The organism is Streptomyces sp. NPDC002958 (assembly GCF_055563255.1).
Genome location: NZ_JBVHDS010000017.1, coordinates 93,505 through 118,529, shown reverse-complemented (window position 1 = coordinate 118,529; position 25,025 = coordinate 93,505). Strand labels below are relative to the sequence as shown.

The window sequence follows — 25,025 nt, the reverse complement described above, 5'->3', positions numbered from 1 at the left end:
ATGTGACGTGCCTCTCCCCACTCGCGCTGCGGCAGAGACTCCCGCGCTGACCTGCGCACCCAATCTGCGGTGAGACGGATCACCCAGTCATCGGGCTTCGGTGAGATCGCGTCGCGCCCCGGTCGACCGTGCCTCAATCTCAGACAACCGGCCCGATCCGCTCGGCGTCTCAGGTGATCTTGTGGCTCAGCATGGAGTCGCGGACAATGCGCACATTGGGCAGCTTGCCTCTTCAGAGCTCGCGCTCACCTGCGAGCTTGAATCCGTGGCGCTCGTAGAAGCGGATTGCCCTCTCGTTGTGATCAGTCACCCAGAGGCGTATCTGCGCATCCTTTGCCCATGCGAGGAAATCGCCCATCAGCCTTTGTCCGATGCCCTGGCCTTGGGCTTCGTTGAGCAGGTACATCGGTCCGAGGGTGACTATCTCGTCGCGGCGGCCACAAAGGAACCCGACGATCTCCGCCCCGGAGCGGACGACACGGCAGAAGAGCAGGTCCGGCTGACGCTCGGCCTCCTCGATGAACTCTCGCCACTGGGCAATGCCCTCTGCGGCGACAGAGGACCCACGGTGCTCGCGGATCCACGTCTCATCGATCCCCGCCGCTTCGTTGGGGTATGTCTCGAACCAAGCCTTCATCTGCAGCCCCGAACCAGATCATCTTCGACACATCTTCGACGGGACAAGCATCGGTGCGACGGAAAGTTGTGTTCGGGTAGCCGGAGCCCATGGCTGGGCCCCGGCCCCCAACCGGACGTGCGCCTTTCAGCGCATCCGGCTCAAGCGAGCCGCGAAGCGGGGGCCGGCACCGGACCGCTCCGCCGGCGCACTCAACCCGCGAACCGGGCCATCCACTCCTCGACGTCGTCCGCCGACCGCGGCAGGCCCGCAGACAGGTTCTCGTGACCGTCCTCGGTGACGACCAGGTCGTCCTCGATCCGGACGCCGATACCGCGCCACTCCTCGGGCACGGTGAGATCGTCCGGCTGGAAGTACAGGCCGGGCTCGACGGTGAGCACCATGCCCGGCTCCAGTACGCCGTCGACGTACTCCTCGTGCCGGGCCTGCGCGCAGTCATGGACGTCCAGACCGAGCATGTGACCGGTGCCCGCCATGGTGAAGCGGCGCTGGAGGCCTAGATCGTACGCGCGGTCGGCCGGGCCTTCGATGAAGCCCCACTCGACCAGCCGGGCCGCCAGATGGCGCTGGGACGCCTCGTGGAAGTCGCGGTACGCAGCGCCCGGCTTGACGGCGGCCATGCCGGCCTCCTGGGCCTCGTACACCGCGTCGTAGACCTTGCGCTGCAAGGGCGTAAAGGTCCCGCTGATCGGAAGCGTGCGTGTGACGTCGGCGGTGTAGAGGGTGTGCGTCTCCACACCGGCGTCGAGCAGGAGCAGGTCCCCAGGGCGCACCGGACCGTCGTTGTCCGTCCAGTGCATGATCGTGGCGTGCTCGCCTGCGGCGCAGATCGAGCCGTAGCCCACGGAGTTGCCCTCAAGGCGTGCGCGGCGGAAGAACGTGCCCTCGAGCCACCGCTCGGACGACGCGATCGCCCCGGAGAGCTCACCGATCACATCGGTGAATCCGCGCACGGTGGAGTTCACAGCCTTGCGGAGCTCGGCGATCTCCCAGTCGTCCTTGACGAGGCGGAGATCGCTGAGCGCCTCTTCCAGTTCGGCGTCGCGCTCCTCTTCGGTGGTGACGGCGGCCTCGAGAGACGGGTCGAGACCTCGGACGATCCGGGTCGGCGCACCGGAGGCGGCGGCCAGGTCACGGGCCGCCGTGCGGACGTCGCGGCAGGGCAGGCCGAGCACGATCTCCGACTCGGCGAGGGAGCGGCGCCGGCCCATCCACAGCTCCGCCGTGACACCGGTCCAGAACTCGTTGTTGTCCCTGCTGTCCCGCGGCAGCTGGTAGCAGTAGGCGTCATGGCCGCCGTCCGCACGGGGTTCGAGGACGATCGCGCCGTCCCGGGCCTGGTCTCCGGTCATGTGCACGTAGCCCGAGTACGGGCGGAACGGGTAGGTGTCGTCGTTCGAACGGACCTTGAGATTCCCCGAGGGGATCACAAGGCGTTCGCCGGGGAAGCGGGCGGAGAGCACGTCGCGGCGGCGGGCCGCGTACGGAGCCTGCTCGCCGAGCCGCAGGTCGTGCCGCTCGGTATCCGCCCACCCCGCCCGCATCAGAGCGGACAGTTCCTCGGAGATCCCTGAGTAGAGACCGTTCTTTCGGCCTTTCGCCACGTCATACACCTTCTTCTCGATGGGTTCCTCAGCGGCAAGGGGCAGAAAGAGCCCTACGGACAGGCCGGAGCTCCCTCCCGGTGCGGCCCGGGCGCCCTCGCTGCCGCCGGTCGCCGACGGTTCCCGGACGGTATCCCGCACCGCGCGCGTTTGGTGCCGAACACTGCCACTGGCACAGATCGGCCACAGCACGACAGGAGCCGTCGATAATGCGCAGTATGACGAACGCGAAAATCGGCGAGGCCCTTCGGCTTCTGGGAATCGATCACACGGCGAGCCAGGTCTATCTGACACTGCTGGAGCTGGCCCCCGCTCCGCTCAGTGCGATCGGAACCGCGGGCGGTCTGGGCGATGCGGAACTCGCCACGGCGTACGCCGCACTGGTCGACGCCGGTCTGGCCAGTGCCGCCGAGGCGGACGGGGACGTGGTGGCCCCGGTTCCGCCCACCGCGGGCCTGGAGATCCTCGCCCGGCACCGGGCGGCCGAGGTCGAGGAGTCGCGCATCGCCGTCGGGGGCGCGTTCGAGTCGTTCCGACGACAGCGGCTCGCCGCGTACAACGACAATCTCGTCGAGGTCGTCACCGGCGACGCCATCGGCCCCAGGTGTCGTCATGCTTGGGCGAGCGCCCGCGATCAGATCCGGCAGTTCGAGTCACCACCGTATTTCCCCTTGTCCGGGGCCACGGACGACGCGCTGGCCACGCTCGCCCGCGGTGTGACACAGCGTGTCGTGTATTCGCGGGAGTCGCTGGAGCATCCGGGCCACCTGAAGGAAGTCATCGAACCTTGCATCAAGGCCGGCGAACAGGCCAGGGTGCTGCCGTCGGTGCCGGTCAAACTCGTGATCATCGACGAGGCGTACGCGCTCGTGTCGTTGTCGATCAAAGAGGCCGACGTGCACAACACCATGCTGGTCGTACAGCCGTGCGGCCTGCTCTCCGCGCTCGTGGCACTGTTCGAGCAGTCGTGGCAGAGCGCCCTGCCGTTCCACGGCCGCACCACCCGCCCAGGTGGTCTGCCACCCGCAGACCGCCGCCTGCTGTGGCTCCTCGCAGGCGGCGCGGGCGACGACGTCATCGCCCGCGAGTTGGGAATCAGTCGCCGCACGCTGTTCCGCCGTCTGCAGATCCTGATGGCCCAGCTGGGCGCCGCGAACCGCTTCCAGATGGCCTTGCAGGCGCAGCGCTGCGGATGGTTGTGACCGGTTCCCCGGCGTTGCATGACGCTCTTCGCCTGCAGCGTCGGCACCATGCGGCCGTAAGCCTGCGCGCCGGTGAAGCCCGCTGTGGCGTACGGGGGGCGGCGCTCCCCGGGTGGTGCGGGCAGCGGGGGAGCGCTCTGCATCACCCCGAGAACTCCAGAGATGCGCGGGCCCTCGGGCCGGCGTTGCACCTGACGGTCCGGCCCGTGTGGATCAGCTGGGTCGAGCAGTCCTCGTCGTCGGTGAAGGGACGGTGACGGATCGATGGCCGGACTCGCGGTAGGTGTGGGTGATCGCTGGTTCCGTCGTGGTCGCAGTCTCGCCGTCACCGAAGTCCCACTCGTAGCGCAGGCATGAGAACTCCGCAGCCGATGCAGAGGTCGCACAACGGCGCATCCAGGGATGAGGCAGGGCCAGTCAGGGCAAAACCGGTCGTCACTCACCAACCTCAACAACCTCAACAACGCCGAACGCGCAGGGGGCCATGTCGGCCGACATCATGGTGATAACGAGTCAAACAGCTGCCCGGAGGGAACTCGAATGCAGGTTCCTGGGCCAATTGACTTACCTGGATCCGAACGGAGAAACAATGCAGTCGCCGACTTCTACACCTTACGGGCGACGAACCCCCACTGGTCGACCGGTTCAAGGTCCTCTTCGTTCGTTCGCCAGAGGGTGATCGACCCGAATCCGGGCTCGACCAACTCCATCCCGTCGGCGCTCGCGAGGATCTCCTCCGGCTGGCGCACCAGGTATGGCGGAGTGTCGCCCGCCGCGTAGGCCTTCTGCGCGGCGAGCGTCTGGGGCGTGGCGACCGTGTCGCAGAGGACCAGATAGCTGCCCGCCGCTGTGCCGGCCATGTACTGGCGCATGAGCTCGATGCCGGCCTGGGGCTGGAGGTGCCCAAGTGTGGACAGCACCATCACGGCCAAGGGTCGTGTCATGTCCAGGGTGCGCGCCGCTTCCTGGAGTACCTGCTCGGCTTCCAGCATGTCCGCGTGCACGTAGTCCGTCATCCCCTCTGGTGCACTTGTCAGCAAGGCGCGGGCATGTGCCAGTACCAGCGGGTCGTTGTCGACGTACACGATGCGAGCCTTTGGCTCGACGCTCTGCGCGACCTCATGGGTGCTGTTCTGCACGGGAAGCCCGGTCCCGATGTCAAGGAACTGGGTTATTCCCGCTTCGGCCAGATACCGCACCGCACGCGCCTGAAAGGCGCGTGACGCCAGGGCGAGGTCCCGCGTCTGGGGGTAGCTCGCGATGACTTGATCTCCCAGCTCCTGGTCCACTGGGTAGTGGTCCTTGCCACCAATCCAGTAGTTCCAGACGCGGGCTGAGTGCGGAACAGCACTGTGGAACTGGTCTGCGTTGTACGTCTCGTGTTTCATAACGCCCTCTTCTATCACGGTTGTTGACGCCTGACGCAGCTGCCACGTTTGTGTTTGCACCGGCGCACGGACCAGAGGTTGGGGCGGAGAGGCGTAGCCGTACCGCCGGACCGGCTGTCGACCCCGCCGCAGCAGCAATTGCAGCCGGAATCGGCTGCGGTGCCGTTCTGGCTCGAGGCTGAGGGCTCCGCCTGGACGCTGCGTGCGCTGCTCCGGCTGCGCGGACTGGCCCACAGCCACCACGACGTCCACTTCCACCCCTTCAACATGGGGACGTGGCTGATCGAGCCCACCGCCATGCCTCTCGAGCCCACCGCCATGCCTCCCACCAGGTGGCCGAGTGCGCCCCGACCTGGAGGCTGCTGCGGGGTGCACTTGCGGTCGCCGACGAGGCGGCGCACCGCGAGGCACGTGTCGTGGCGGAAACGGCGTTCGACGCGACGTCCGTGCCGGTCAAGGCGGCGTTGTCCACCGTCTGCGTGAACGAACTCTCCCGAGGAAGGCAGGTCTGCGTCACCGCAGCTACGGGGCACATGGCCCTGGCGGCTCGTACTGCTCGGCGCGGCAACCACCTGTACGGGTGGTGCATCCCTGGGCGCGGTCGTACTGTCGATTCAAGAACGGCCACTGAAACTGAAGGAATGGCACCGCCGCCGATGACTGCCCCCGAGGCGCAGACCTCGGCGCGCGGGGCGAGTCAGGTGTGCACGGAAGGTGGCGTGGGCTCGAAAAGAGGCAGCTGGGGAGCCGGTATGCAGGGAGACAAACGCAAGACAGCGCTCATGCTGTGTGCTGCTACAGCGCTTGTAGCGGCAGTAGTACCGTCACCCGCTTCCGCGAGGGCACCCTCACCCGTTCACGTCGTGGCCGTCGACTGTTTCTGGAATTCCCAGATACGACCCGACGAGTTCTTGCTCGCATGCGGGGATGGAAACAATCGCCTCACCACACTCCGCTGGAACACCTGGGGAGCGACATCCGCCGTGGGTAGCGGACTCGATGTGGTGAATGACTGTCAGCCCTATTGCGCCGCAGGAAAATTCCACTCCTACCCTGTCATTGTGAGGCTCGACCGCCCAGAAACCTGGCAGAGGCATCCTGAGCTACAGCGATTCACCCGGCTGCAACTCATCTACACCGACAGCAGACCAGCACATACGCAGCAGGTGATGACGTATAAACTCTGGAACTGACGATTCCCGACCCCGATTCCCTGGGTGACGTGCGTGATCATTCGCGAGGGCGCAGGGAACGCAGCCGCTGGTCGGCGACCGGGCTATCGGGCTGCGGCAGCGGTGTTCGCCATCGGGATGGCCGGAACCACCCTGCCCACACCGTTGTACGGGCTCTACCAGGAAAAGATCGGATTCTCCGAGCTGGTGGTGACCGTTGTCTTCGCCGTGTATGCCATCGCGGTCATCACCGTGCTTCTGGTGGCGGGAAATTACTCCGACGAGGTCGGTCGCAGACCCGTGCTCCTGGGCGCCATGGCTTTGTCGGCCGCGAGTGCGGGCTGCTTTCTCATGGAGAGCGGTCTGCCTCTGCTTTTCGCGGGGCGGCTGTTGTCCGGCTGCGCGGCCGGCCTGCTGAGCGGCGCGGCAACAGCGGCCGTCATCGAGCTGGCCGGTCCAGGGCAGAAGGCGCGGGCCGGGTTCGCCGCCACCGCGGCGAACATGGGTGGTCTGGGCTGCGGGCCACTGCTCTCCGGCCTCCTCGCGCAGTACACGCCCTGGCCGCTGACGCTGCCGTTCTGGGTCCACCTGGGGCTCGTGGCCGTGGCCTGTGGGATCACCTGGTTCCTGCCGGAGACCGTGGCGAAACCCAAGCGATGGCCGCCGCTTGCGCCGCAGGGGGTCACGGTGCCTCCCGAGGTGAAGGGTGTGTTCATGCCCGCCTCACTGGCGGCGTTCGCCGGGTTCGCGCTACTCGGGCTGTTCACAGCGGTCGCGCCGAGCTTTGCCTCGCAGACGCTGGGTGTGCACAACCTGGCCGTCTCGGGCTCCGTGGTGTTCTCCGTGTTCCTCGCTTCGACCATCGGGCAGTCCCTGACACAACGGATCGGCGCGCACCTCGCGCTCCCCGTGGGGTGCGGCATCCTGGTCGTGGGCCTGCTGCTGGTGGCGTCATCGCTGATCGCCGACTCCTTGCCCCTGCTCGTCCTGGGCGCCCTGTGCGGCGGCACCGGCCAGGGACTGGCCTTTCGCGCGGCACTCACCCTGGTCAGCGGCGCGGCTCCGGCACAGCATCGTGGCGGCACCATTTCGGCATTCTTCGTCGTCGCCTACACCGGGATCTCAGTGCCGGTGGTCGGCGTCGGCGCCATGGCCACATGGCTCGGGCTGCGCCAGGCCGGGCTGATCTTCACGGGCTGTGTGATGCTGCTGGCGGCAGGCGCGGGAACATACGCTGCGCGCAGGCCTCCAACAGCTGGCGTGATCGGTCGCCCATGAGGGCAGCGCGACTTGTCGGTTCCGGCCGTCGGCAGCCGCGTCTCCCCGCCTGGTGCTCAAGGGGTGGCCAGGCCTGCTCCGTTGATCTTCGCCGGTCTTTCCGATGACACTGTCCAAGGGACACCGGCTTGAGGGCATGGCGTTGGAGCCTTAGGAGATGCCGTGGATCTCGACCTGCGCCAGTGCTCCGCACGAAGCGTCCACCCCAACTCGACTTCGTCGGACTGCTCCCAGTACTGAAGGCCGCTTCGGCCGATGAGTTCGCCGCTCGACCTGAGTTCAACCGCGCAGCCCGTGCCCCCGCTCAGCCCACTGACGCTCAACCGCAGCAAGCCGTTCCAACGCCTGTTGACGGGAGAAGGAGCCGACGAACCGGTTGATTCTCGGGTCTCCATGGAGGTCGACGAAGGCATCGACATCGGAGATCCGAAGGGGCCGTAGGGACAGTCACTCAGTCTCGGTCACGCCTCCGAGCATAGTTCTACGCTGCCGGCCGGACTGGCACGGTCCCGTCGCCCATGGAGCGTGCCTTCACTACAGAACTGGGGCATTCAATCGGCTTCCGCCGCAAATCCATTGCAGGCCCCACGTTGCTCATGAATCCGCGCATCGCGGAGCAGTCGGCCGACTGACGGCCGCCGACTGCAACGGCACCGCCTGCCAGGCATTTCGGAACAGAGGCCGACCGCTCGGCCATCCCGTGTTCGACCACGTGGGCAGCGAGCACGGGCAGGCAGCGGACTCCGCCGCGGACGGTCTGTCCTGGCTTCGAATGCATGCCGACCGAGCACCGCGCCCGCTCACGCTACCGTGTGCTACCAGCGCTCTTCCGGCTCATGCCCTGAGACACAACGTCTTTCGGCACCAGCCGTGTTGGCGCCGACCGATGTCCACTTCCGAGCCTGTTGAACAGCCCTCTCATGTCCGCACCGTATGTGCGGACCGCGCGACGACCCATGGAGAACACGTTGAGGACGCAGTTCCGTTCTCGTATCACCGCCCGGCTTGGGCGCACTTACCTGTCCAGGATCCAGAAGAACGGGATCGGTTCTTCCACGATCAGGCTGCTGCCCGAAGACCTGCTGATGCTGATGCGCAGGGATGGCCTGGACCCGGTGGACAAACTGGCCGGGCTCCGGGCGAAGGCGCCGATATCCAAGGTCTCGCTGCCGTTCGGTATGGACGCGTGGGTGGTCACCGGCCATGAGGAGTCGAAAGCCGTTCTCGGATCGGTCGACGGGTTCAGTACCGACTTCGCCCACCTCGCCATGAACGCCGGAGTGGCAGCTGAGCAGAGTCCCGGCGGCCTCGGGTTCAGCGATCCCCCGGTGCATACGCGGCTGCGCCGCATCCTGACCCCCGAATTCACGATGCGTCGGCTGCGTCGCCTCACCCCCAGGATCGATGCCATCATCGAGGAACGCCTCGACGCGATGGAAGGCCGACAGGACCCGGTCGACCTGGTGCAGGAGTTCGCGCTGCCGATCCCCTCCCTCACGATCTGTGAGCTGCTCGGCGTGCCCTACGAGGACCGCCACGACTTCCAGCGGCTGGCCATGGACCGCTTCGACCTGTTCGGTGGAACGACCGCACCCTTCGGTGCCATGTCGGCGTCGCTGGCGTACTTCAGGAATGTGGTCAAGATGCAACGCGAGGCGCCGGGCGACGGCCTCCTCGGCATGATCGTGAAGGAGCACGGCGACAGCGTCGACGACGAGGAACTCGCGGGCCTCGCCGACGGCGTGCTCACCGGCGGGTTCGAGACGACCGCCAGCACGATCGCCCTCGGATCCCTCGTACTGCTGCAGAACGAGGACGTCCTCGAGCGGATTCGGACGGACGACGCACTGGCCGCACCGTTCGTGGAAGAGGTGCTGCGCTACCTCTCCGCTGTGCAGATCGCCTTCCCCCGGTTCGCCCGTCAGGACATGGAGATAGCGGGAGTGGTCATTCCCCAGGGCGACATGGTGCTCTGCTCATTGAGCGGCGCCAACCGCGACAGGTCGTACGTGATGGACGACGGACGCTTCGACCCGCACCGCGACACCTCAGGGCATCTCGCATTCGGCTACGGAATCCACCGCTGCATCGGCGCCGAACTGGCGCGTATGGAACTGCGCTCCGCCTACCCGGCCCTGGCCCGGCGGTTTCCCCGGATGCGCCTCGCCGTCCCGCCCCAGGACCTGGCCTTCCGCAAGCTGTCGATCGTGTACGGCATCGAATCGCTACCGGTGCACTTGCGCTGAGCAGGCGCACACCCTGAGAGCGCCGCCTGCACACTGCACCCCGTCCCTCCGTTGCCCCGACCGGCAACCCCGGTCCCTCCTTTGCCGCGCTTTCCTGACGGATCATCGGAGCTCACCGGCCCGAAGCTTCGGTCGGGCCACGGGCGCAGGTCCGGACTGCGTCGTCCGTCCCTCCTCCCCCACCGGTATCCCGCTCACGCCAGCAACTGTGAGCCGGCCCCGATCGGCGGTGCCGGATGTCGTCTCCTCCTACCAGGTGACTACGATCCGCTGAGGGCTGCGGGATGTGGTGCCGCGCCGCCACTCGACTCCGTCCTCGGGTCTCGCCAGCCGGAGGCCGGGGAAGCGGGCGGCGAGTCGGTGCAGGGACAGCTGGAGTTCGAGCCGGGCCAGCCAGGCGCCCAGGCAGTAGTGCGGGCCGGCGCCGAACGACAGCGTGGGGGCCTCCAAGGGTGCGAACAGGTCGTCGAACTGCCGGGGCGGGAATACATCAGGATCACGGTTGGCCATGCCGCAGTCGGCGAGAACCACCGAGCCGGCCGGGATGGTCACGCCGCCGACCTCTGCGTCGGCGGCGGCGTGGCGCGCGGTCCCCCGGTCGTCGCCGAGCGGTACCAGATGCAGCAGCCGCTCGGCCACCATTCCGGCGGCCTGTTCGTCCTCCCCCAGACGGGACCAGCTTTCCGGTCGTTCGCCGAGCAGATACAGCAGGGAGTTTCCGAGCATCGTCATCGTGCTGTCGTGTCCGCCCACCACCAGTCCGCACACGAGGTCGACCAGTTGTGCCTCCGGGATACCGCCCTCTTCATCGGCCGCCCGGACCAGCACGCTGGTCAGATCGTCGCCCGGCGTGCTGCGCCGCTCGGCCAGCAGCGCAGTTCCGAAGGCGGCGAACTCCGCCAGCGCCGACTCCATTTCCTCCTTGGGGTGGGAACCGTCGGAGAAGGCGTACTGGCTCCAGTGGCGCAGCCGTTCCCGCGCCGGGGTGTCGAGACCCATCAGCCGGCTGATCACCTCGACCGGAAGCGGAAGGGTGAAGCGGGCCACGAGATCCACCGGAGGGGCGCTGCCGGCGAGTGCGTCCAGGCGCTGTTCCACGATCGAGACAATCCAGGGCCGCCAGCGGGCCACGGCCCTCGGCGTGAACGCACGCCGCAGGGTGCGGCGCAGGCGCAGATGGTCCTCGCCGTCCTGGTTGAACATCAGGTCGAGGCTGCCCACCAGGCCGGATTCTCCCGTCAGGGGCGGGGCGTCCGGTGCGTGGAGCTGTGCGCGTCCGAACCGGGTATCGGTCAGGACCTTGCGTACGTCGTCGTACCGGCTCACCAGCCAGGCCTGAGCCCCGTCGGGCAACGCGACGGGCCTGGGCGGTCCGGGTGGCTCGAACCTCAGACAATGCAGAGGAAGTGACGGCGGGCCGGTCATCGCGTCGGTGTCGTGGGAGCGGGGCACGGGACCTCCAGTCATGCACGGGCACGGCGGACTGCGGGGCGGGCCTGGGCGAGCGGGCGGCGGGGCGGCACCGGCGTACGGGCACGGGCGGGCGGGGAGCGGGAGCAGGGTTCCACGGGGAACCGGAAGTCAGAGTTCGACCAGCACCTTGCCCCGGCTGGCCCCCGTGTCCTGGTAAAGGCTCCTATAGGCATCCGGAATGTTCTTGAAGCCGTGGTGGAGGGTGTGCCCGCAGCGGACTTCACCCCGCCGGACCTTGCCGCCGAGCTCCTCGTGAAGCGCGCGCCAGTTCTGCTCGGTGAACCATTCCAGCGAGAAGATGCCACGCACCGATGTGCGCGGGAACATGATGTACGGCAGCAGCCGTGGCCCGGAGAACTCCCGGCCGACCTGGGTGGCCCACTGCCAGCACACGGCCACCTGGCTGCCGACATTGAGCATGGAGAACACGGCATCGGTCACCGTGCCGCCCAGATTGTCGAAGTACTTGTCGACCCCGTCCGGTGCGACCCGGGTGAGGGCGTCCCGTACCGCTTCGCAGCTGTCCCCGTGGCGGTAGACGACGACCGCGTCGAATCCCAGCCCATCGAGGTACTCCGCCTTCTCCGCCGTCGAGGTGGTGCCCACCACCCGGGCACCCGCGAGCTTGGCCAGCTGGCCGACCAGCGAGCCGACGGAGCCGGAGGCGCCACTGATCACGACCGTGTCCCCGGAGCGGACCGTCAGGAACTTGGTCAGGGTGCCCCAGGCCGTCATGCCGGGACCGCCCATGACGCTCAGCGCGGTGGGGAGCGGCAGCGCGTCGTCGTACCAGCGCGGGTTGAGACGGCGGAAGGCCGGAAAGACCATCGGAAACGTCCCCGTCTGCCAAGGGGTCGCCTCGCCGTTGCTGACGAGATGGGTGCGCCAGCCGCCGAACCCCTGCACCAGATCGCCCGGCCGGTGGGCCGCCAGCGGACCCGCTTCCAGTACTTCCATGATCGAGTCGGCGCCCATGTGCGCGCCGAGCGGGGTGTCCAGTGCGATCCCCTGGAGGTAGGGGTCCACCGATACATATCGGGTCCTCAGCAGCATCTCGTCCGGGGCGAGGTCGATGTCGAGTTCCTCCTCGACCTGTTCGTAGACCCGCTCGACGTCGGGGATGCCCTCGATGTGCTCGTTCACGACCCATTTCTTCGTTTTCATCCCGTTCCCTTCCTCTCGGCGAGGGCCGGACCGCCCTCTGTGACGGGCCGTGTGTCCGGCCGGGGCCCCACCGGGATGACGCGATGGGTCGGAGGCGGCCCGCTCTCGTCGACGGACGCGGTGAACGTCCGGCCGTCGTCCCGGCAGATGAACTGCATGACATGCCGACCGGCCGCCGCCGCGCGGATCAGGCCACCCGTCGTCGCCCATACGCCGGACTGGTAGAAGTTCCGCAGTCCGGGCAGGCCGGGGCCGTGCTTCTTGATGAGCGTCTCCAGCGTCTCGCCGCTCTCCACGAAGGGCTGCCAGCCGAGCACTGTGCCGTCGTAGTTGCCCGTGTAACGGACCTGGGTGAGCGGGCTCGACACATCGCGCACGACGATCGCGTCCGCGATGCCGGGGTGGCGCCGTTCCAGGAATGCGACGAGTGCGTCACGGGCCCGCCGCTTGGCCGTGTAGTACCCGCGGCCGTGGCGTACCGGCAGCGTGTGGAGTTCCTTGCCGCCACGGGTCCGGGTGACCTGCTCCGGGCCATCGTCCAGGGCCCGCCAGGGGGCAATGTCGCAGAAGTAGGTGACGTACGCGATGCTCGTCCCGCGCGGGGAGAGTTCCGGGTAGTGCCTGCTGCGGAACTGGACGTTGATGCTCGGGTGCCGTATGCCGGTCAGTTCGGCCGCTTCCGTTTCATCGAGCAGATAGGTCGTGCAGGGGTCGGCGTCGGGGAAGTCACGGCGCAGGCCGAGGAAGAGCGTGAAGTACCCGGGGAACACCATGCCGGGTTCTCGGATGGTCCGGGTGTAGAGACGGCGGTACGCCTCGTTGAGGTAGCGGCCGCCCAGCAGATCCATCATCGTGGTGCGGCCGTCGCAGGCCGAGACGACGATGTCGGCGCGCAGTTCCTTCCCGTCGCTCAGCCGCACCCCGACCGCACGGTCGTCCTCGACGAGCACCTCTTCGACCTTGGCGTTGTAGGTCACTTCCCCGCCTAGCCTGCGGTAGCGCCGCTCAATGGACTCGGCCAGCCCGAGCGACCCTCCCTCGGGGACGCCCGCGGAGAGGTTCGCGTGCGAGGCGAGCTGGAAGTGGAACGGCAGCACGGGAAACGCCGGATGCTTCTCGTACAGGATGAAGTTGAACGCCTCACGCAGCAGCGGGTCCTTGAACCTGGCCGAGTAGTCGGTCATCAGGACACTGATGGTTTTGCGCACGACGTTGAAGTACGGGACGAAGGAGGCCAGCATGCGCCAGCGTTCCAGCGTCGGCATCAACCCCACCGGCTTGAGGAACGGATAGACGGCGAGGCATCTGCGGAACGTGCGCAGCTGCTTGCAGAAGTCCCGGATCAGAGCGGAGTCGGCGGGCGAGATGTCCGTCAGATGTGCCTGGAGCCGGTCGGGGTCGGAGTAGAAGTACACGGCCCGTCCGCAACGGCCGCGCACCACGTTGAACACATCGAAGTGCCGAACCTCCTTGCCCTGCAACGCGCCCAGCTCCAGCCAGATCTGGTGCATCTCGTTGCCGGGGCCGCTGCCGAGGAGCCAGCTGACGCAGGGGTCCAGAGTGAAGTCGCCACGGTCCCAGGCCGTGCAGCAGCCACCGGGCAGTTCATGCATCTCCAGGATTTGGGTGCGATAGCCGTTCATCCTGGCGTAGCAGCCGGTGGACAGACCGCCGAGCCCTGCGCCGATGATGATCATCGACTCTCGTTCGGAACGCGACAAGAACCTGCTCTCCTCGGTGTTCATGTGCGGGTATCCCCGCGCGCGGACCATTTGTCGAGTTGGGGCAGACGGCCCAGCTTCCCGGGATGCCACGGCTCGCCGCCCCGGCTCTCACACGCCGTGAACCCGCGTCCCAGCTCGTCGCAGAGGTACTGCACGACGAAGCGGCCGGTCGACGCGGCACGGATCAGGCCGCCCATGCCGACCCACTGCCCGGCCATCGAGAAGCCGCGCAGGCCCGGCAGGCGCATGCGGTCCTTGCCGACCAGCTTGGCCGCGATGTCATCGGCCTCGGAGAACGCCTTCCAGGCGAGGATGGAACCGTCGTGGTTCCCGGTGTAGCGCCTGGTCGTCGCAGGGGAAGCGACATCGACCAGTTCGATGCGATCGGCCGTGCCCGGCAGGCGGCGTTCCAGGAAGTCCCTTACAAAGTCCGCCACTTGGCGCTTCTGCGCCCGGTACTCCTTGCGGTCGCGGGCACGCAGCGCCTTCCAGTGGGCGAAGTCGCTGAAGTAGGTGCAGTGGACCACCGATCGTCCGGGCGGGGCGAACCCGTCCGAGTAGTCGGAGCGCAATTGGACCACCAGACTGCTCTGGAGTGCGCCGGGCAGTCGTGCGGAGTCCTCGGGAGAGAGCAGATACGTGGTGCTGTGCGCCCGGTCGGGGCCCAGGCCGCCCCGGACCCCGACGAAGGCGGAGACCACGGCGGGAAACAGGGTGCCGGGACGGTGCAGCAGGTCGTTGTACAGCTTGTCGATCCGCGGCCCGGTGTACCGGCCCTGCAGCAGGCCGTGGATCGTGGTGTGGCCGTCGCAGGCCGAGACGACATGGTCGGCGTAGTACCGCCGGCCGTTGCGCAGTTCGATGCCGACGGCACGCCCGTCCTCGACCATGATCCGTTCGACGCGTGCCCGGTAGCTGATCTCGCCGCCCAGCGCCTTGTACCGCTCCTCGATCGACCGGGCCAGTCCCAGCGAACCTCCTTGCGGAAAACCGGCGTTGTGGTGGTGGGCACTGGCCATGTTGAACAGGTAGGGGAGCAGCGGGAAGCCCTCCGGGTCCTGGAAGAAGATGTTGCGGAACGCCCGGCGCAGCAACGGGTCCTGAAACCGGTCGGCGAACTCGTGCATCGGCGTCGCCGCCGTACGCCAGAACAGGCGGAACGCGGGCAGGACGGTGCGCAGCGTCGCCGCTCTTTCGCGTACGGTCCGCAGGGCGGGGGCGGTCAGGAACGGATACAGGTCGATGGCGATGAATCGCCTCAGATCGCGGCAGAACGAGCGGATCAGCCGGGCGTCGGCGGGCGAGAGGGCGAGCAGGTGCCGCTCCAGCCGGTCCGGGTCGTTGTAGAAGACCACTGACCGGCCGGTCTCGTCGACGACTCGGTTGAACATCTCGAAGTTGGTGATGGTCTTGCCGTCGAGCGCCCCCAGTTCGCGCCACACCTGGTGGGCGTCGTTGCCGGTGGCCGTGCCGATCAGCCACTCGATGCAGTAGTCGAAGATGTAGCCGTCGCGCGACCAGGCCGTGCAGCAGCCCCCGGGCAGCACGTGCTTTTCGAAGATGCGCGACCGCATCCCGTTCATCTGCGCGTAGCATCCGGTGGACATTCCGGCTACTCCCGCGCCGATCACGATGACACGGGGTCTGCCGTCCGCCTCCCGCTCACGGGCGCTCCACGCGTCGATGTCACCGGCCATCGGCGCCGCCCTCCTGGAGGATGCCGCGCACCAGCTCGGCGTTGCGGGCCAGATGCTTGGGGTCGAGCATGTCGGCGTGGATTCCCGAGCCGCGCAGCACGGCTGTGGCCGTGGTGGAGCTGCCGTGCCAGGTGCCGCGTGCGCCCACGGCGTAGAGGGCTGTCCTGTCCTCGTCCGTGACGACGCTGACGGTCGCGGACACCACACCGAGGTTCGGTGTGCGGCCGCAGAACGCCAGGTACTCCGCGGCGTGGTCGAGGGTTTCGCGGGCGACGGCCTCCGACCCCGTGTGCTTGAACAGGTGTTCGGCCAGTTCTGCCTCGAAGATCTCGAAATGTTCGCGGCCGGGGACGTAGGGCTCCAGGATGCGGCGCGAGTCCAGGACGATCACGTGGGCAACGTCGCGTCCCCGTTCTTCGAGCTCCTTGGCCACCTCGAACGCAAGGTTGCCGCCGAGGGAGTAGCCGAGCAGCAGGCATCTGCCCTCGGGCCGGAGGGACTCGACGAGGTCGGCGTAGCGGGCCACCTTGCTTTCGCCGGGGACGTAGTTGAAGGCGATCAGACGGTACTCGGGCAGCTGGGCGGCGAACCCCCGGTAGACGAGTCCATGGCCGCCCGCCGGCGGGAAGCAGAACACCGTCGTCTCCCGGTCGCTGTTGAAGTCCAGGCAGGGCAGGTCGTCCGCGCTCTTGCCGGTGGCGAGACGCTCCACCGTGGCGGCCATACCGTGCAGGGTCGTGACCCGGTACAGCAGGCTGACGGGGATGCCGACGCCGAACTCCTGCCGCATTCGGTGGATCAGCTCGATGAGCTTGATGGAGCTGCCTCCGACCTCGAAGAACTCGTGCGTCAGGCCAACCCGCTCCAGCCCGAGCAGTTCCTTCCAGTGCCGGGCCATGCTCACTTCGAACGGTGTGCCGAGCAGTTCCTCCGGCTCGTCGTCCGCGTCGAACCGGGGCATCGGCAGGTTGGCGACATCGACCTTGCCGTTGGCGGTCAGCGGCAGTTCCGGCAGAGCGACGAAGTGGGAAGGAACCATGTACGCGGGCAACAGTCCCTCAAGGTGCCTACGCAGCGCGCGCCGGTCGAGCGCTGAGCCGTCCGCCGGTACGCAGTAGGCGCAGAGCACGTCCTCCCCCCGGGCGTCGGGGCGCACCGTGACGACCGTCCGGGTCATCTGGGGCCACTGGGCGAGGTGGGCCTCGATCTCGCCGATCTCGATCCGATGGCCGCGAAGCTTGACCTGGCCGTCGACCCGCCCGAGCAGATGGACCCGACCGTCCGCGTCCCAGTGCGCCGCGTCGCCGCTGCGGTAGAGGCGTACGGGTGCGGCGCCCGACTCCCGGCTCAGTGTCCGGGTCACAAATCGCTGGACCGTCTGCGCGGGGTCCCCCGCGTAGCCGAGTGCGACGCCCTCGCCGCCGATCCACAGTTCGCCCGGTACGCCGGGCGGCACGGGCTCACCGTGCTGATCCAGCACATGGAGCGTGCTGTTGCTCAAGGGGCGCCCGATCGGCACCGTCCGGCCCGGTTCCAGGTCGTCGACGGGTCCTTCGAAACAGGCGCTGTCGATGGTGGCCTCGGTAACCCCGTAGGAGTTGAGCAGGCGGGTGTGCGGACCGCACAGCTCGCGCAGTCGTCGGTATTCCCCTGCCTTCCACGCATCGGACCCGACGACCAGCAGACGCATGAAGTCCAGCCGCAGGCCCTCGCGTTCGCAGTGGTCCATGAGACCGCGTACGACAGCGGGGACGAACTCCGCGCAGTCGACGTGTTCTTCGCGCATGGTCCGGTACAGGCGTTCGGTGTCGAAAAGCAGATCACGGTCGACCAGTACCAGATTGCCGCCCGAGCACAGTGCGCGCACCAGGTCGCCGGTGAAGACGTCGAACGACGGGGCCGCCATCTGGAGGTGCACCCGCACGTCACGGTCCAGCCGGTATTCCTGGAGCCAGGCTCCGTACGCCGAGGCGAGGTTCCGGTGGCTGACCTGCACTGCCTTGGGGAGCCCGGTCGAACCGGAGGTGTGGATGATGTATGCGGGCGAGTCGAGGACCGAGAGGTCCTCGGATCCGGCCTCCGGCGCCCGCTCACCGTCCGCATCGGGCGCGGCCTCGTACAGCTCCCGCAGGGTCAGCGTCTCGGCCGACAGCCCCGCCATCCGGTCCCGGCAGGCGTCGTCCTCGACGACGACGAGGGTGGCGGCCGCTGTCCGCACGGTGTGGGCGACGCGGTCGGCCGGGTGGTCGGGCGGGATCGGGAGATAGGCGCCACCGGCCTTGAGCACCGCCAGCAGTGCGATGACCAGGTCGGGCGACTTGTCCAGGCACAGCGCCACCACCGAGCCGGCACCGGCCCCCAGCGTTCGCAGCCGCCGGGCCAGCTCCCCGGAGCGTTGGTCCAGTTCCGCGTACGTGAGCCGGAGGCCCGCCCCGTGAGGCGCCGGCGCCGTCACCGCCACAGCGTCCGGGCACCGGGCGGCGACCGCGCTGATCAGCTGATGCACCGGACGGACACGGCCCGCCTCACGCTCCCCGGCGCCGGGAGGCAGCGTGGTGCGCCCGGCGCCGCTCCACTCGCAGACCAGCCGCTCGCGCTCTTCGGCAGTCAGCATCTCCAGCCGGGAGGTGGGCTGATCGGCCGGTGCCCGGGTCATGCTGTCGAGCAGTGTGGTGTAGTGCGAGGCCATCCGCCGCATGGTCTCCGCCAGGAACAGGTCGGTGTTGTACTTGAGGACGCAGTGGAACCGATGCTCCGCCTCATCTTCGTAGACGGACAGGGTGACATCGAACTGCCCCTCTTCCTCCGGGAGTTCGATGTACTCGAGCCGATAGCCGTACTTCTCGGTGGCGACCTTGTGGGTCAGCAGGATGAACATGGCCTGGAACACCGCGGAGCGGCTGGGGTCGTGCTGGAGCCCGAGCTTGTCGACCAGCAGGACGAACGGGTAATCCTGGTTGTCGAGGCCGCCCAGCACGGTCGTGCGGACCTGTTGCAGCAGTTGGGCGACCGAAGGTTCGCCGGACAGATCCGCGTGCAGCGGGAGCGGGTTGACGAAGTAGCCGTAGACCGAGGCGAACTCCTGCTCGGTCCGGCCGGTGACCGGGCTGCCAACGATGACGTGATCCTGACCGGAATAGCGTTGCAGCAGCACGTAGTAGGCACTGAGCAGCACCATGAACGGGGTCACGTCGTGCTCGCGGGCCAGGGCGTGCACACGGGCGGTGAGAGCCGCGTCCAGCACGAAGAACTCCGAGGCCCCGTTGTGTGTCTGCACGGTCGGACGGGGCTTGTCGACAGGCAGCTCCAGGACCGGCACCTCGGCCGGCAGATGCGAGCGCCAGTAGTCGAGCATGTGCTGCGCCGCAGGACCGGCCAGGAAGCGGTTCTGCGCGTTGAGGAAGTCCAGATAGCGCGCGGTGACCGGCGGCAGCGAGGGCGTACGGCCCTGGCGCAGCCCCTCGTACACCGCGAGGAGTTCCTCGATGAAGGTGAACGTCGAGATCGCGTCGGAGACGATGTGGTGGACCGCCTTCATGATCACCCAGCGGTCGTGCCCGCGTTTGAAAAGACGGAAGCGGAACAGCGGGTCATGCTCGAGGTCGTACGGTCTGCGGTATTCCGCCACGATTGTACGGTGGATGTCCTCCCACTCCTGATCCTGCACGTCGAACAGCGCGATGTCCGGGCTTTGGGCCGTCGACACCTGCTGCAACGGCAGGCCGTCCACTGTGAGGAAGTTGGTCCGCAACGCGGGGTGACGTGCGACCAGGCAACGGACAGCCTCGAACATCAGCTCGGGGTCGAGTGCGACACGTACTTCGACCGCGCCGCCGATGTTGTACGCGTAGCCCTCGGGGTTGAGCTGCCTGAGGAACCACAGGGCCTTCTGGTTCTGCGTCAGCGGATGACGGAGCTCGTCCTTGAACACCTCCACCTCAGCCGTGTCGTCACCGCCCGCCGCGAACGCCACCGACTCGGCCAGACCGTCGTGGAGCTGTGCGATCAGCTCGCCGGCCGGAGTACCACTCAGCAGGGCCACCACAGGCGGAGCGACGCCGAGCTCGGAGCTGAGCCGAGCGCGCAGCTCCATCGCCAGGAGAGAGTCGAGTCCCAGGGCGTTGAGGCCCGCCTGAGGGTCGATCTGATCGGGACTCGTCCGCAGCACCGAGGCGGCCACTTCGGTGAACCGCCGGGTCACCAGGGCGAGGCGTTCCTGCGCGTCCGCGTCGCGGAAGGCGTCGAGGATGCCGTCGCCCGCCCCGGTGGCCGTGCCGACGGAGGCCGTCGCCGCCAGTTCGGCCACCAGCGAGGGCGGCGAGGCGTACCAGGCCAGGAACACCGGCCAGTCGACGACGGTCGCGACGAGCAACTGGGCCCGGTCCTGGCCGATGACGCGTTCCAGGACCGCCATGCCGACGTCCGGTGCGAGCGAGCTCATCCCCCGGCTGTGGAGATAGTGGTCGACGAGCCCCAGCTCCTCGATCATGCCGGTGGCCCACGGACCCCAGTCCACACTCAGCCCCGGCAGGCCGAGCGCCCGACGGTGCTGGGCCAGCGCGTCCAGGAACGCGTTCCCGGCGGCGTAGTTGGTCTGGCCCGCCGTGGTCATCAGTGAAGCGATCGAGGCGAACAGGACGAAGTGGTCGAGCGGTTCGTCCCGCAGATGCCGGTGCAGCAGATAGGCGCCGACGGCCTTGGGATCGTGGGCCTCGGCGAACGACCGGTGGTCCATGTCCGCGACGAGAGTGTCGCGGACCTGACCGGCCAGATGGAACACCCCGCGGATGGGCAGCGGGTCGGTGAGCCGGTGTGCGTCGAGCCAGGCCGTAAACGCGGCCTCATCGGTGATGTCGAGCGGTGCCAGGACAATCCGCGTGCCGAGCGCCTCCAACTCCTTGACGAAGGCCACGGCACGGCCCTCGGCAGTGGCGGGGTCGAGACCGCGCCACGTGCAGCGCTCCGGCAGCGCGGTACGTCCGATCAGAATCAGACTGCGCGCCCCACGCCGTACGAGCGTCCGGCAGAGCAGTCGGCCGAGCGCTCCGAAGGCACCGGTGACCAGATAGTTCGCGTCGGCGCGCAGTCGCAGCGGAAGAGGGCGCGTCAGCCCTTCGGCCTGCCGCACTCTGCTGGTGAGGCGGCCGGCGCCGCGCAGCGCAATCTCCTCCTCGTCGTCGATCAGCACCTCGCGCAGCAGCGCCCGGGCGTCGGCCCAGCAGTCCGTCTCTCCCTGTCGGCCGGGATCCAGATCGATCAGCTTGCCGCGGTGGGAAATCAGCTCCTGATGCCTGAGCACCCGGCCGACCCCCCAGGCGGGCGCCCCCAATGGCTCGACGGTCTCGCCGGGCTCTGCGTGCTGCGCACCGCGCGTCACGATGTGCAGTCGGCCGCCGGCCCCGCGACAGAGCAGTGTCCGGGCGAGCGCGATCAGCGAGTACGCCCCGGTGTCTCTGTGCTGTACAAGGTCCTGCGATGTGGTCGCACCGAGGTGCGGCCGGTCGAGGTTCCACAGATGCACGACGGTTGTGAAGAATGCTCCGTCGGCCTCGCCGCCCCGGCCGCTTCCGCCGTCCTCGCCCAGGTCGGCGAAGAGCCGTTCCAGGTCCGTGGCGGACCCTGGCACGACAGTGAACTCCCTTCCGTCGCCACTCTTTTGGTATGTGTCTCCCGGACGCACGAGGTGGCAGCGCTCGCCGCGCGCGGCGAGCAGGGCGCTGAGAGCGTCGCCGACGCCTTGGCGATCGGCGAACACCAGCCAGTCGCTGCCGGTGAATACGTGGCTGTCGGCGCCGGCCACGGCTCCGTCCTCGCCCTCGTCCTCGGGGGCGTCGAAGGGTCTGTCGATCCAGACGGTCTCGGCGAGCCAGGAATCGATCGTGCCGAGGCCGACCGCGGTAGACGCCTTCTCCACGTCGGCTGCACGGAATCCACCGATGCCGCCCAGTGGTTCGCCGCTGTCCGCGTAGACCGCGATGTCCCCGACGAGCTCGTCTGCGTGCTTGCGGGTCACCGTGGCATGCACCCAGATCGGCCGGTCTCCCACCGGGGCGAGGCACACCTCCTCGATCGACAGGGGCAGGCGGATGCCGGAGGTCTGCTTGCCCGCGTCGTCGTCGAGGAGCTGTGTCGTCAGCAACGACTGGAAGCAGGCGTCGAGCAGCACGGGATGGATGTGGTGTCCGGCCGCGTCGTCACCGATCACCGCAGGTGGACGGAGTCGGGCGAGGACCTCACCTGAACCGATCCATACCTCCTCAATGGCCCGGAACGCGGGGCCGTAGTGGTAACCCAGGTCGGCCAGCGCCGCGTAGCAGTCCTCGCCGTCCAGCCGGCGCCGGGTTCGTGCCCGGAGGGCGGCGGTATCGACACGGGAGCCGACCGGGCGCGGCTGCCCGGAGCGCACGACTCCGCTCGCGTGCACCGCCCGGTCGCCCTCGCTCTCCCCTGCCGACGCGATCGTGAACGCCGCGTTCTGCGACGAGAGCGTCAGGCGCACGGCCCGGTCCTCGCCCTCGGGCAGGAAGAGCGCTTTACGGAATTCGATGTCCGTCAGTACGACATGGGTGCCTCCGGTCAGGGATCGGACCGCCTGGGTGGCCATCTCCAGGTACCCGGCTGCCGGGAAAACCACGGTGGACTGGATGCGATGGTCGTCGAGGTAGGGCAGCCGCTCGGTGTCGAGCGTCGTGTGCCAAGTGGGTTCGGTGTGCGTCGTGCGGCGGCCCAGCAATGGATGGTCGGCGCCGCCGAGGCGGACCTTCGCCACGGGGCCTGGTTCCGTCCAGTAACGGTCGCGTTTCCACGGGTAGCGGGGAAGGGCCACCGGACTGCCCGCCGGGTGCAGGGTGTCCCATGCGACGGGTACGCCGAGGTTGTGCAGCTCCGCCAGCGAGGTGGCGAAACGCTCCGGTTCATTCTCCTGGCGGCGGATCGACGGAAGGGTCCGTACGGCCGCGCCCCGGTCGTCGAGGCACTCACGGATGGAGTGGCCGAGCACCGGATGCGGACCGATCTCCAGGAACAGCCCGTACCCGTCGTCGGCGAGCCGGTCGACGGCTGAGCGGAAGCGGACCCGGTCTCGGACGTTCTTCCACCAGTAGCCGGCGTCCAGCTCGCTGCCGTGCGCGGTGCCTTCCTGGCCCGTCAGATACAGCGGAACCGTCGCCGCCCGGGGCTCGATCCCGTCCAGTGAGACCAGCAGTTCATCCTTGATCGCCTCCATTGCGGCGCTGTGATACGGGACCTGCACGGTCAGGAACTTGACGAAGATCTGCTCGGACCGCAGCTCGTCCGCCAGTTCGGCGAGCGCCTTACGGTCCCCGGCCAGCGTGACCGCCGAGGGACTGTTGACCGCGGCCACGGACACCCCGTCCCCGTACGCGCCCAGCCGGAACTGCGCCTCCTCCTCGGGCAGACTCACGGCGAGCATGGTGCCGGTCCCGGTCAGCCTCTGCTGGAGTCGGCTGCGGTGCACCACGATCCTGACCGCGTCCTCCAGGGTGTAGACCCCCGCCTCGTAAAAGGCGGCGACCTCGCCGGTGCTGTGACCGACCACGGCGTCGGGCCGCACTCCGTACTGGCGCCACATGGCCGCGAGTCCCACCTGGACGGCGAAGTTGGCCGGCTGCGCAAGCCATGTCTCGGCCATGCGCGATCCGGCTTCGTCGGCCGTCATTTCCTCAATCAGGGACCAGCCCGCGAGCTTGCGGACGGCCAAGTCGCAGCGGGTGACCGCGTCCCGGAACACCTCATCGCCCTGGAGCAGTTGGCGGCCCATGCCCCACCACTGCGGCCCCATGCCGGTGAAGACCCAGACCAGGCCGCCGCGCTGTTCGGTGTCGAGCTGCCTGCCATGGACGACCCGGGGGTGAGGCTCACCCCGTAGGAAGGCGGCGAGTCCTTCGTCCAGATCGGCCCGTGAGGAGTACACGACGGAGAGCCGCGACTCGAGGTGCTGGCGGCGGCGGGCCAGCGTGTAGCCGAGGTCGGGCAGTGACACCTCCGGTCCGTGGTCCCCTGCCAGCTCACGGCGGATGCCCGCCGCCAGCTCCGGCAGGACCTCCGGGGTCCGGGCGGTCAATGGAAGGAGATTCCAGGCCCGTTCGTTCGGCGCGGCCGGCTGCGTGTTCCTCTCGGGTGCCTCCTCCAACACGACGTGCGCGTTCGTGCCGCCGAAGCCGAACGAGTTCACCCCGGCCCGTGCGGGGCCCTCGTGCTCGGGCCAGTCGGTCAGCTCGGTCGGGATCCGGTACGGGGAGGATTCTTGGTCGATGGCGGTGTTGATCCGCTCCAGGTTGATGTGGGGCGGGATACGGCGGTGTTTGAGACACAGAACGGTCTTGATGAGTCCGGCGATGCCCGCTGCCGCTTCGGTGTGCCCGATGTTCGTCTTGACGGACCCGACATAGCAGGCGGCTCCGGGACTGCGGCCCACGGCCAGCGCCCTGCTCAGTGCGTTCGCCTCGATCGGGTCTCCGACCGGCGTCGAGGTGCCGTGCGCTTCCACGTACTGCAGGGCCCCGGGTGTGATGCCGGCACCGGCGCAGACGCGTTCCACGAGGGCGGCCTGGGCGTCCGCGCTGGGCACGGTGATGCCATTGGTACGGCCGTCCTGGCTGACCCCCGTGCCGAGGATCACTGCGTGGATCGGATCGCCGTCGCGCACGGCGTCGTCCAGCCGCTTGAGCGCGACCAGTCCGACGCCCTCGGCCCGCACGTAGCCGTTTGCTCCGGCGTCGAACGTACGTGAGCGGCCGTCGGGCGACAGGAAGCCTCCCTTCGTCTCGGCGATGGTGTACTGCGGTGCCATGTGCAGCAGGACGCCACCGGCCAGCGCGAGATCGGTCTCCCTGTTGTTGAGGCTCTGGCAGGCGAGGTGGACCGCCACCAGGGAGGAACTGCACGCGGTGTCGATCGACAGGCTGGGCCCTCGGAAGTCGAAGCAGTAGGAGAGGCGGTTCGAGACCATCGTCATCATGGTGCCGGTCGCGGTGTGCGCGGCCAGTGAGGCGAAGCCCAGGTCGGAGAACTGGAGGATCTTGTAATCCAGCGTGAACGCGCCGACGAACACGGCAGCATTGCTTCCCGCAAGCTCCGAGGGCCGCTGGCCGCCGTCCTCCAGCGCCTCCCAGGCCACCTCCAGCAGTTTGCGCTGCTGAGGGTCCATATGATCGGCCTCACGCGGGCTGATACCGAAGAAGCCGGGGTCGAACTCGTCGAAGCCGTCGATGTATCCGCCTCGGCCACCGAGCAGACGTCCGGGTTTCTCCTTGTATCTGCTGCCCAGCGTGGTGACGTCGTAGCGGTCGGCCGGTGTCGGTGTGATGCAGTCCTTGCCGTCCATGAGGTTCTGCCAGTACGTGCGGTGGTCCGACGCACCGCCGGGCAGCCGGCAACCCATGCCGATGATCGCTACTTTGTCGCTCGCAGAGGCACTG

General features: G+C 68.1%; 14 protein-coding genes. 4 read left to right on the top strand and 10 right to left on the bottom strand.

Features of this window, described 5'->3' with window-relative positions:
* Positions 1-232: 232 nt before the first annotated feature.
* Positions 233-637, bottom strand: a complete 405-nt coding sequence (locus ACZ3IC_RS25175) for a GNAT family N-acetyltransferase (RefSeq protein ID WP_467419445.1) — start codon at positions 635-637, stop codon at positions 233-235.
* A 191-nt stretch (positions 638-828) separates the two neighbouring features.
* A complete protein-coding gene (locus ACZ3IC_RS25170; protein ID WP_467419483.1) occupies positions 829-2,241 on the bottom strand; it encodes an aminopeptidase P family protein in 1,413 nt (470 codons plus the stop codon).
* Positions 2,242-2,459: 218 nt separating this feature from the next.
* Between ACZ3IC_RS25170 and ACZ3IC_RS25165 the strand changes: the two genes are divergently transcribed.
* Entirely contained in the window at positions 2,460-3,443 is a 984-nt protein-coding gene (locus tag ACZ3IC_RS25165; protein WP_467419443.1) for a LuxR family transcriptional regulator, read from the top strand.
* A 213-nt stretch (positions 3,444-3,656) separates the two neighbouring features.
* Here ACZ3IC_RS25165 and ACZ3IC_RS25160 read toward each other — a convergent pair whose 3' ends face one another.
* Entirely contained in the window at positions 3,657-3,839 is a 183-nt protein-coding gene (locus ACZ3IC_RS25160) for a PKD domain-containing protein (protein ID WP_467419440.1), read from the bottom strand.
* A gap of 209 nt (positions 3,840-4,048) precedes the next feature.
* Complete coding sequence (locus ACZ3IC_RS25155; RefSeq protein ID WP_467419438.1) at positions 4,049-4,831, bottom strand: SAM-dependent methyltransferase; 783 nt, start codon at positions 4,829-4,831, stop codon at positions 4,049-4,051.
* Positions 4,832-6,057: 1,226 nt separating this feature from the next.
* Between ACZ3IC_RS25155 and ACZ3IC_RS25150 the strand changes: the two genes are divergently transcribed.
* The gene (locus tag ACZ3IC_RS25150) at positions 6,058-7,281 is read left to right on the top strand and encodes an MFS transporter (RefSeq protein ID WP_467419436.1); all 1,224 of its coding nucleotides are present in this window, start codon (positions 6,058-6,060) and stop codon (positions 7,279-7,281) included.
* Between the two features lie 56 nt (positions 7,282-7,337).
* On the opposite strand, the gene ACZ3IC_RS25145 is transcribed toward ACZ3IC_RS25150, so the two are convergent.
* On the bottom strand, positions 7,338-7,604 hold the full coding sequence (locus ACZ3IC_RS25145; RefSeq protein WP_467419481.1) for a GNAT family N-acetyltransferase: 267 nt from the start codon (positions 7,602-7,604) through the stop codon (positions 7,338-7,340).
* Between ACZ3IC_RS25145 and ACZ3IC_RS25140 the strand changes: the two genes are divergently transcribed.
* Positions 7,537-7,722 (top strand): hypothetical protein, encoded by a 186-nt coding sequence (locus ACZ3IC_RS25140; RefSeq protein ID WP_467419484.1) that lies wholly within the window; start codon positions 7,537-7,539, stop codon positions 7,720-7,722. The two genes, ACZ3IC_RS25145 and ACZ3IC_RS25140, sit on opposite strands and share 68 nt — an antisense overlap.
* A 515-nt stretch (positions 7,723-8,237) precedes the next feature.
* The gene (locus ACZ3IC_RS25135) at positions 8,238-9,527 is read left to right on the top strand and encodes a cytochrome P450 (protein WP_467419478.1); all 1,290 of its coding nucleotides are present in this window, start codon (positions 8,238-8,240) and stop codon (positions 9,525-9,527) included.
* A gap of 249 nt (positions 9,528-9,776) precedes the next feature.
* On the opposite strand, the gene ACZ3IC_RS25130 is transcribed toward ACZ3IC_RS25135, so the two are convergent.
* From ACZ3IC_RS25130 to ACZ3IC_RS25110, 5 genes are all read right to left on the bottom strand, one after another.
* On the bottom strand, positions 9,777-10,952 hold the full coding sequence (locus tag ACZ3IC_RS25130; RefSeq protein WP_467419476.1) for a cytochrome P450: 1,176 nt from the start codon (positions 10,950-10,952) through the stop codon (positions 9,777-9,779).
* A 156-nt stretch (positions 10,953-11,108) separates the two neighbouring features.
* A complete protein-coding gene (locus tag ACZ3IC_RS25125; protein WP_467419433.1) occupies positions 11,109-12,164 on the bottom strand; it encodes an MDR family NADP-dependent oxidoreductase in 1,056 nt (351 codons plus the stop codon).
* A complete protein-coding gene (locus tag ACZ3IC_RS25120) occupies positions 12,161-13,861 on the bottom strand; it encodes a phytoene desaturase family protein (protein ID WP_467419474.1) in 1,701 nt (566 codons plus the stop codon). Before ACZ3IC_RS25120 ends, ACZ3IC_RS25125 begins: the two co-directional genes overlap by 4 nt.
* A gap of 44 nt (positions 13,862-13,905) precedes the next feature.
* Positions 13,906-15,585 carry a phytoene desaturase family protein gene (locus ACZ3IC_RS25115; RefSeq protein ID WP_467419431.1) on the bottom strand — a complete coding sequence of 560 codons (1,680 nt, stop codon included), beginning with the start codon at positions 15,583-15,585 and terminating at the stop codon, positions 13,906-13,908.
* Complete coding sequence (locus ACZ3IC_RS25110; RefSeq protein ID WP_467419471.1) at positions 15,575-24,988, bottom strand: non-ribosomal peptide synthetase/type I polyketide synthase; 9,414 nt, start codon at positions 24,986-24,988, stop codon at positions 15,575-15,577. The genes ACZ3IC_RS25115 and ACZ3IC_RS25110 overlap by 11 nt, the downstream gene beginning before the upstream one ends.
* Between the last annotated feature and the right edge of the window lie 37 nt (positions 24,989-25,025).